Source organism: Porcipelethomonas sp., from assembly GCF_051893655.1.
In the GTDB taxonomy this organism is placed as follows: Bacteria; Bacillota; Clostridia; order Oscillospirales; family Ruminococcaceae; genus Porcipelethomonas.
This window is the reverse complement of the sequence record NZ_JBJFHN010000060.1, coordinates 1-9,126: the sequence shown is the minus strand read 5'-3', so window position 1 is coordinate 9,126 and position 9,126 is coordinate 1. Positions and strand designations below refer to the sequence as shown.

Below are 9,126 nucleotides of genomic sequence, written 5' to 3'. Positions count from 1 at the left end.
CAGCTGTATCATAGTTACTAACAGAATCATTATAATCAGAAACAGCAGCACTATCTGTTTCATCTGTTCCTATCTCATCATAGTCAGCAGTGTGGCTCATGCCATAGACGACGGTAGGATCAGTGCCGCCATATGTACCATAAGACAGAGAATTATTATAATCTCCGATTGCAGTATTTGCAGTTCCTGCAAGAGACTGCGTAATCAGAGAAAGCACAAACAATGCCTGTGAATTCGGAATATTGATTTCTCCATCATCTGTTGTACTTGTCGGCACTTTGCTGACATCAAGCTTTTCTGTTTCATTTATATTGATATCTGCTATAGTATAATGCTTTGCAGTATTCTTCAGTGAGTGAGGTGTGCCGGCTCTTTCTGTACCAGCATCATCATGATACTCGTTATTTTCGGTCACGGAAAACTGTGTTGTTTCATTGACCGCATAACCATTTATCACACGACCAACCAGAGGATTGACATAGATTGCCCCTTTGCTTGATTCCGCTGTAAGGTTCGTTTCTTCACTTCCAGTATAATATACCTTAAAGTTACCTGCATTGCTATTCGCTGTTACAGCATCCATATTTTTGAAGATAAGTCCGCCGAACACTATAACGCCAACATAAGAACCAACCGGGCAGAGCATACCATAATCGCCGCTCAGTGTAACTTTCTGACCATCTTTGAATGTTACATAACAGTTATCAATGATATTGTCGCCGCCCATGATCTCTCCGATCATGCCGCCGTAATAGCTGCATTTTGAAACATAACCGAATGCGGCATTTGCACTGCCCTTTTCTGTCTGTGACAATGCAACATCTGCTGTCACGGCAATATTGATATCCTTGACCACACAGCCGTTTGAAACATTTATAAAGGGCTTATCACTGCTATTTGTTATTGTGTACTTAGGCGTGCCGTCTTCATTCTTTTCACCAACAATTACTCCACGGAAGGCCGTATTTGCCGTTGTACCGCCAAGTCCCAGAAAATCACTTACTTCGATATTAGCATTGATTTTGTAATATGCGTTTGCAAGGTAGTACTGCACATTTTGACTTGTCCAGTCTTCCGCATCTTCTGCAGTTGATTCATAGCCTGTTGCACCGCTATTCGGAACATATTCTGCATGATAGTCATTGCCGTCCTTATCCGTACACCAACGGCTGCCTGTTGTGTTTTCAGCTAAACTATCAAAGCTTTCATAGTCCTTCGGAAGGTTTACTTTTGACAAGGAACTTGTACTTCCTCCGCTAATGAACTTTGACACAGCCTCAAGTTGTTTGCCGTCTGTGATGATGTACGGGTCATTGTAAGTGCCACAGCCTACATTTAGAGCAAGCGTCATTACATTTACTTTCAGTTCACGACTGTAAAGACCATTTTCTTTGTCGCTGTTATAATTAGTGCTCACGTACTTCAGAAAACCTGTTGAAAAATTGAACTCACCAGAACTATCACCAGGTGCAGTCAGCGGATTTGTATAATAGCGCTTATCACCGTAATACTGTTTTTCCTGTTCTGCATATTCAACAGAACTTGTGATTTCCTTACCGTATGTGACGTTTCTTGGGGTACCTGTTCCCCAGTCGTCATCAAATGTATAGTTGTATACAAGTACGCTGGTATCATCTGATTTTATAGAATCAAGTAAGGTTGCATCAGTGAAAATAGAATTTTTAGTATTATAAGCAGTGTCAAGAACAGTTATTTGTTCATCTGTTGCACCACTAATGCTGTCGTTTGAAGTTCTTGAATCAAGCTTTATCTTGGAAAATTCAATACTCAGACCGGGACCGGATACCGCACCTATCAGACTTTTTGCTATCTGAGCAGTTGTATCATCTTTAGTGTAACCCTCTCCGGTGCTGACATTACTCAGCTTCATTGAGAGAGAAGCAGATGTAGTGCTATCACGTATAATATTGTTGATAAGGAGATAACTGGTTGTATCGTTAGGTTTGATACCATTCAGCAGGATAGATCCGCTTGAGCAGTCAAGATTACCTTTCATAGTATCACTGATGAGAACACCTTTGTAAGAATCAACTGAAAGGAAGTTCCCATTCAGGGTAAGATTACCGTTGATTGTAAGTGTCTTTCCTTCAGTCAGATTCAGAAACAGACCCGACTGCATAAGATAATGCTGATTCTCTGCACCGGGATTACGGACATAGCTGTCTGTATCACTTATTATTTCTTCTGTACTTTTGATAATGCTGTAGTCAAAAGTGAGGTTTAAATTGCCTATTGTGTTGTCCCCTGCATCCGGAACAGGATAAAATGACAAGCCTGTAAGGTCGGCGTCTTTGTCAGAATCAGTCGTTCCAAGCGGATTGGTAGTTGCAGTGAATTCACCGCTAATATTACTTGCCGCATATTTACTTACGCTCCACTTAAGCAGGTACTGACCGCCGTCATCAGTATCAATATGATTAAGATTATAGTAGTATCGTGAATTAAGATTTGCAAATATAGCAAATTTGCTTGAAATACGATTCTGATATGTACCTGTTTCTGTTATTTTTACGCCTGTTCCTTCACGAGTGTTGTTCATATCAATAGACACTACACCTGCACCGTTGCCGCCGTTTATGACATCCGACGCACTATAAGCTGCTATTTCGTCATATATACTGATTGAATCCGGAAGTGTAATGCCGCTTTCTGTAAGAGTATAACCGCTGTTCAGAACATCAAGGTACAAGCCATTATCCCCTTCATAAGCCTTGTTCACGATCATGCCGAGGGATTGACCTGCTCCCTCATCCATGGTCATATTGCTTATTGTAAGTGAATCAACAGTCCATTTTCCAGTTGCATTATAGCACATTACGCCAACATCATTAGATTTTGAATTGTTAATCGGCGTGTTTTTTATTTTGCTTTCGTCCTTGACTTCCACATCGTCAATTTTCACAGTGGTATTAAGCCATGAATAACCGAGAAAACCGCCGCCTTTTTCTGAAGAAGCATTTGCGACTACACAGCTGTCAAAAACAAGATTTTTGATATTGACTGCTCTATTGCTATAATTTCCTGTGCTGATAATATAACCAATCAGACCGCCGCCGTCAGAGCCTGTACCTACAGTTGTAACTCCGGACACATCAGAATTCATTTTAACTGTAAGGCTGTCGCTTTCAGCTTGTGCAATGTTTATGGTAAATAAATTAGAAACAACTTTACCGATCGCACCACCATATACATTCCAGCTTTGATGATATCCACTTAAATTGATTTCTGGTGATGCTTCACTGATGCCGGATATAGTTACAATTATACTATTATTACTTACATATCCGATAAAGCCGCCGATATTCTTTCCAAGATTTTTACTACTATCAACAGGAGCGTTTGCACCCTCATAATAATTTATCGTTTCTTGTGCAATTATGGAATCAAGTGTTACATTTCCATGTGAGCGTGCAGCAACACCGCCGATAAACATACCATCCGGTCCTGCATTGCATACAGTGATAGTTCCGTCTACTGTAAGTTTTTGGATATTGGCTGTTACGTTAGTACCATCACCGACAACTGAGAATAGGCCATTGTACTGGTGACGATAGATTTGCCCTATACCCTCAGTCTGCCCTTCAGTATATTCGCCATAGATTTCGCCAATAGAAAGCTTTACTGTATGATTGCCGCCATTCAGTGTTCCTGTAAAAGAACCGACATCGCCGATTTTGTCTTTATCTATTTTTGAAACCGGATCAGTATTATTCACGTCAATACCACAGCCGTCACGCATAAAACCGTTTACACCTGTGCCGGAAAGATCAATATCTGCGGTAAGCGTAATCTCACTGGCAAGCAGAGTTTCATGAGTACTATTCGTAGTATCTTCAAACTTTAAACAGTCATAATGAGTTCTCTGATTCAGCTGAATATTGAGGGCAGTCTTTACAAAATCAGATACTGTTCCAATAGATGTAGAAGCAGATTTTATTGTAACAGTGTGTTCCGTTGAATCGAATGTAAGAACATCTGTTTCAATATTCGAAATTCTTACAACTTCACCCCAAGTACCCAGGTCATCGGAAACTGCTTCGCTTGAACGATTGAAAGTCCAATTTGTATCTGATCCGTTTCCCAGTGCATAGACAAGTACATTATCATTAGTACCCACAAGCTGACCGTAGCTTGCAAAACGCATACGTTTATTATTTGTTTTTGTATAGCTATCTTCCTTTATATAGTCGCCTGCAGACTTAGCTCTACTCATATCTGTTGTGCCGCTCAGACGCAGTACGCCGTTATAAAACTGTCCGACCACACCGCCGCCACAAAAATCCTCATTTGCACTTAGAGCGAAGCTACCAAGATCAATAAGTACGCCATTTGCAGATTCATCATTTTCCTTTGCAGTTGCACCAACCAGGCCGCCAAAATATGCATAATTCGGACAGTCGTTTTTGTTTATAGTTGTGCGCATATTTGTTCCTTGGGCTGTTATATTTACGTTTTCTGCCTTGATATAAGCCGCAGAATTCACCAGACCAATCGCACCGCCGAAAGAATTAAAGCTTGCCTGTGATATAGCAGTTACAGAAAGTCCGGTGAGTAACAGGCTGTTTTTCAAATCATCTGTTGTGTACTTTCCAATAACTCCTCCGAAACTGCCTGTGTTTGCATAGGTTGTGTCAGTTCCGGATGTGACAGTAAGTGCATCCCCAGAAGCCCCAGTGATTGTGTATTCAATGGAGGATTCACTCTCTGCTTTATTATTTTCCAGCACACCGAAAACACCTCCGCAGTATTGTCCATATACTGCAGTAGTGGTAATTTTATATTTTGATAAATCAAAGGATGTAGTAACTTTATTTGTGTAGTGTCCGCAAAATCCTCCGGCGCCTTTTGCCGATGTTACTGTACCGCTATTTACCGCAATCGCTTCGTCTGTTTGTGTTTGTACAATAATGTTGTTGTCAGAGGTCATTTCTCCCACTATTCCGCCTGCATATCCATTTGAAGCGGTAATATTGCGGGAAGTTGTCGGCATTGCATTAATGGTTAGTTCTGCATTACCCGCCATTGTACCTACAAGACCTCCGGCGTTTCCGTTTTCGGAGGTGATTGTTGATGTTGTTGTTAGCGCTGAATCTGATTCAGTATAAGTCAGATTTAATGATGAGCCATTACCCATTTTGCCGCAAATAATTCCGGCATCTGCCACATAATCTATATCATCTTCTGAAGCACTGAATACTACATTTTTACCTGATTGATTTTCAAAGGTAAGATTTACCTTTGCATCGTTACATATTTCTCCGATAACACCCGAATAAGTATAGGTGTTATCACTTGAAAGTCTGACAGTCCAGTTTGCCGATTCTGCATCTGTATCTGGATCATGTATAACATACTGTGCCAGCAGAGGCTTGCTTGTTCCACTGTCCACATTGCCAAGTCGCTTAAAAACAGCGGTGGTTTCAGAGTTGTTGCCACTATTGGATATAAGCTTTACGGAATCATAGACATAACTGAACAAAGGTCCATTCATACTAAGCGTAAAATCGCCTATCTGACCATTATCCGGCAGCATTACAGAACCTGCAAAAGGATAATCAGATGTTCCCAGACCAACCAGATCAGCAGGAAATGTACCTCGATTTGTAGTATCGTCTATCAGATTTAGGTTGATATTGTCATTTTGGTGATTTTGGGCAAATGAAGAATCGGAATTATAGTTATCGCAATAGGTTTTAAATGACGCCGCTGAAGTTATTGTCACCCAGCCATTACTTTCAACAAACTCATCTTCCGCACTTGCCGTCAACTGTGGAAAAGCAAGCTGCGGCAGGGATATATGAGGAAAGTTTATGTCACGGACATATTCAAGCGGAAGCATGCCGGACAGCATTACTGCCGCTGTTATAAAACTGGCGATTCTTTTTTTCATTTTTTTATTTTTCATTTCACCGCCGCCTTTCATTCTACACCATTTGTGAAAATGCAGTCAATATATTGGCTTGCATTATACGCACCCGTGTATGAAGTGATGTCGTTACTGGTCTTATATAACTGGATATCATAACGGTTCTCTTTGGTGGAGTCAACTTCCAGAGTAATTTTTGACCAGCCGGCATGGGTTCCTCCAGAAATTGTTTCAACGTTCGTTTGTTCCATTTCAAGGAAGAATGGATTTACCTCGAACATTGTACTATCCCACATAACCTCAATTGTACCCTTTCCGTTTCCGGAAAGGATATAGTTATAAAAGTCATAATCCACAGTTTCACAATCTGACTCCAGCAAACTACCGCTCCACGCAGATGCCTCAGATGCACTCTGTGCCGCACAATAAAGATTCTGAACAGATTCAATACCGCTTGGTGAAGTAGGTTCTGCTTTTATAAAAATATAGAAATCAGGTTCGGTATCTTCCAATTCACTTGCGTCAAATGTGATGCGAAATACATCAGTAGAGAGCTGATTACCTGTTAGTTTGTATCCTGTAAATATGTGCTGATAATTTTCTTCATCCACAAGATTATATTCAGATCCATCAGAATCACCTGAGCCGTCGTCCTGCTGCATCTTTATTTTGTAGGAACGATTTTCTAAAAGCTTAACATATTCTTCTTTTTTTGTTTCGTCAAGATCAGATAAATTCTTGTAACTGTCGTCAATTCTGACTTGAAGAGATGCAGTAAGATTATATGTTATGTCTTCCGAATTCGGCTCAGCTGCCTTAATCTGCTCGTAGTTACATACAGTAATATCATATTCCTGTGAAGAAAGACGCTGTGTACTGCTAATTGTGCTGTTGCCTGTAGACGCTTTAAGAGAATTCGATGAAAACAAAACACCGGAAGGAGCCTGTGTTGATAGTACATGCTTTACCGAGTTTACGCCGGTATATGCACCTAAAACTGTCAATGCGAGTACAGCAGAAATAGATAGTATTAACCATATCAACGGCCAGTACTTGGCTATTTTATGCAGAATTGTTTTCATTCTATCACCTCTGTGCATCTTCAATTTTACTCATTTACTAATCATTATCTAGTTGTTCTGTTGGCAGTAATGTAGATAATATCCGTCTCCTTATTATTCTCATTACTATTCCATTTCAGAAATCCTGTTGCACTATTATCCGTTTCAACGCCAAGTTCTAAAATATAAAAATCGTGATCTGGATCCTTTGTTTCCAGTTCCGTTACCTGCTCATATTTGGCAACTGCATATATCTCAGGAGAGTCATCAGCATTATACACAAGATCATAGTATTTATCATTCTTTTCGCCAAGTTTTCTTCCATAGTTTTCTATATTATCCTTATCATCATTAAGAGACGTTAACTTAAGCTCCTCCCCGACACGCTTGTAGTAAATTGTTTCAGGAGTGCTGTCATGTGTGATGTAGGGTACAGTATTGGCATCCTCTTCAGTACCTACTTCAGCCCTGTAAAGAGTATATGTAAATGGAATATTAGTTGTATGTGCAATCTGGAGATCATATAATGTTTTACTGCTTCCGGTCACTACGCAGAAAACATAACACTTTGGAGAATCTGCAGTTATCTCCTCGATATTTATATCGTTCAGATCAAAATATTCAATTGACTCAGCGTTGCCGGCTCGAATATCCAGATTTTTAGGCTCCTGTACCTTTGTCATAGTTTCCGCTTTATTCGATGAAAGAGCAAACCATGCATAAACCAGAATTTCTGCAAGAAATATGAGAGTAATGACGGATGCAAGAACCACCTGAATTTTCTGCATTTTATTCAAATTCTGATACATCTTTTTTATGCGATTCATCGATGCACCTTCTTTCACGAAATTGTCATTTTCAGGCGCAGATAACGTACACGAACTCCGATAATATTATCTGCCTGATCATATTTGCTGCCGTAAAGAGCGTAGTTGTTTTTGAGCTCATCAACGGTCAATGGAGTATCTTCATCAACTGTGATACCTCTCATGAAGTACTGTGGATTTGAAACAATAAAACTTTCCATTGTGGTCATGTCACTTTCACTGCAGAGCAACTCTGTTGCATCATCAACTTTAATCAAATTGCTCAGCGTCAGCGGCCATACCCAATAAATATCAACCTGAGTCTTCGTATCTTTGCCATTAAATTTTTTTGTCATAACTCGTTTCATATCTTCGGAAGTCTGAATCAGATTGGAGTATTTTTTAGTATCTTTATCATAATTTTCAAACAGCAGAATATGTCCGTTCAAATAGTTTATTACATCCGCATCTTCGGTTTTATCCAACGGTACCATGTTAATGCCATTTTCATCATTTGATTCTGCGTTGTATCCCAGCAACTCAAATGCAAAATTGAGTGAAATTTCGCTCTCAACATTTGGTATGATATTAAATGATACATACCCGCTGCATCCAGGATAGATTCCATCATCTTCTGTTGCTGCATAATTTCCAAAATTCTGCTCTATGCCATTACCATCTGCAGGACACATTGTCCATATAACCGAATCAGAATCCATCACCTCGGAATGATAGGTATCATAATACAGTCCATTGGAATTACCTATCATTTCAAGCGTATAATTATCACCTTGTGCTGCCATCTCCATACCATTCCCGCTAACTTCTCTATTCATAGTAAACCAAGCAACAGAAATGAATAAAAATATAACAATAATAGTTATAACAAGCATGACTGACAATTTAATCAACAGGGCGTTTCTGACCCTTTTTTTCTGTTTTAACTCATCAGAAACGTCAGACTGTTTATGATTATTTATCAACTGTTTCATATGCCTGACCTCCTATGTAAACTATAGTACAGTATATCCTAACAGACTTGAATCCTGTTTTTGATACCTTTGTAAGTTCTGAATATTTCTATAAACAATAAACCAAAAGAAGTTCGCATAATCTATAAGAAATCATTTGACGATGCGACAATGTTCTACAAATAGTTATACTTATATATAGTACATGATACCACAAAATAGTATAAATGTCAACAGTCACTTGTGCTTTTTCCACAGTATTTACGGTATTTCAACGAGTAAATAAAGCTCGTCGAAATATCGTGTTCCCATAATTTATGCTGCTTGACAAAATAATAGCAAGAGGGTATAATAAATAGTGTAATTTGTTCTTATGCACATAAAATTTTCTCAAATTCACA

General features: G+C 39.3%; 4 protein-coding genes. All 4 read right to left on the bottom strand.

From position 1 onward, the window contains the following. The coding region (locus ACI4WO_RS03475; protein WP_439806166.1) for a hypothetical protein at positions 1-5,926 on the bottom strand (5,926 nt) is incomplete at its 3' end. Positions 5,927-5,940: 14 nt separating this feature from the next. Next, a complete protein-coding gene (locus ACI4WO_RS03470; protein WP_439806165.1) occupies positions 5,941-6,969 on the bottom strand; it encodes a hypothetical protein in 1,029 nt (342 codons plus the stop codon). Positions 6,970-7,013: 44 nt separating this feature from the next. Beyond that, positions 7,014-7,775 carry a hypothetical protein gene (locus ACI4WO_RS03465; RefSeq protein WP_439806164.1) on the bottom strand — a complete coding sequence of 254 codons (762 nt, stop codon included), beginning with the start codon at positions 7,773-7,775 and terminating at the stop codon, positions 7,014-7,016. Between the two features lie 14 nt (positions 7,776-7,789). Continuing rightward, positions 7,790-8,746 carry a hypothetical protein gene (locus ACI4WO_RS03460; protein ID WP_439806163.1) on the bottom strand — a complete coding sequence of 319 codons (957 nt, stop codon included), beginning with the start codon at positions 8,744-8,746 and terminating at the stop codon, positions 7,790-7,792. Between the last annotated feature and the right edge of the window lie 380 nt (positions 8,747-9,126).